Source organism: Dyadobacter bucti, assembly GCF_005869225.1.
GTDB classification, from domain to species: domain Bacteria; phylum Bacteroidota; class Bacteroidia; order Cytophagales; family Spirosomataceae; genus Dyadobacter; species Dyadobacter bucti.
The window spans coordinates 1-1,156 of record NZ_SWFP01000038.1; the positions used below are offsets into that span (position 1 = coordinate 1).

The 1,156-nt window shown below is 48.1% G+C and carries 2 protein-coding genes; both read right to left on the reverse strand.

All coding sequences use genetic code 11. The features are described 5' to 3' along the window. Positions 1-350, reverse strand: a 350-nt coding sequence (locus FBF61_RS34395; protein WP_374756647.1) for a DUF8740 domain-containing protein, incomplete at its 3' end; no start/stop codon positions are given. A gap of 4 nt (positions 351-354) precedes the next feature. Beyond that, a complete protein-coding gene (locus tag FBF61_RS34400) occupies positions 355-1,125 on the reverse strand; it encodes a T9SS type A sorting domain-containing protein (RefSeq protein WP_138485520.1) in 771 nt (256 codons plus the stop codon). Positions 1,126-1,156 lie beyond the last annotated feature (31 nt).

Consider the following 1,156-nt stretch of genomic DNA (forward strand, 5'->3'; position numbering starts at 1 on the left):
GCTGTGCCTCCGATCGGATCGGTTTCTGTTTTGATAAAATACGGCCCACTGCCCCAGTTGATAGCGGCAAATGTGCCGGAAACGATTGTCCCTGTCCCGATGGCCAGGCTTACGAGCCCATTGGCATTGGTAACCGCTGCATGCGTTTCCACATAAGAGGCCGTCCCGTCGTTTGATCCCTGCAATATGCTTATCCTGATGCCGACGTTTTGGCTGAGTACCAGGTCATTGTCGCTATCCCGGATTACTGCCTGGTAGGTCATTTTTTCCGGTGCCTGAGCGAATAGCGACAAGCTGGTGAACAAGATAATAGTTAGGATTGCACCTGCTTTTTGTAATAATGTTGACATTGTTTCAGTTTTTTATGATTTTGATTTTTTGAACTTCGCTGTTATTAATATAATGTATCACATAGGCGGCAGGGGAAAGATGCGTCATGTCGATTTTCCTTTCTCCATCCGGAAATTCCCTGGTTTCAACCAACCTTCCTTTGATATCGAAGATCTTGTAAGACCGGCTTTTGCCTTCGTCGGCATCCTTCAGGACCAGGTAGTCAGTGACCGGGTTTGGGTACACTACGACACCTTTTGAAAGGGATTTGATTTTCACCGCCTTTATTGTAGAATAGGTGAAAGACTTGTCGAAGTCGGTTTGTTTGAGGCGGTAATAGCTGATGCCCGCGAGAGGGTAAGCGTCCGTCCAGCTGTATTTTCTGACGGTACTGCTATTGCCAGGCCCTTTCACTGTTGTGACTTCTTCGAAAGCAATGCTGTTCCTGCTTCTTTCAACGGTAAAAAAATCATTGTTTTCTTCCGACGTTGTTTCCCAGCGCACCTGCACCTGATCATCGACAGCGCCTGCCTCGAAATAAGCCAGTGTAACCGGCAGCGAGGTGTAATCCACCGGCTGCTGCACGCCCTGGTTTTCCATACCCCCGTCGCCGGTGTTGAAAGTGTAAACCACCTGCCCAAGCGAGTAGCTGACTGTACCTCCGGACCCTGTTGCCACACCACCCGAAGCATCAATCACTTCCTGAGCATGCGCATTGGGGATGGCAAGTACAAGTGGAAAGACTACAAAACTGGCGCGGATGTGATTGTAGATGTTTTTTCGTAATGTTTCCAATGGTTGGTTGTATAGTAATAGTTAGATATTC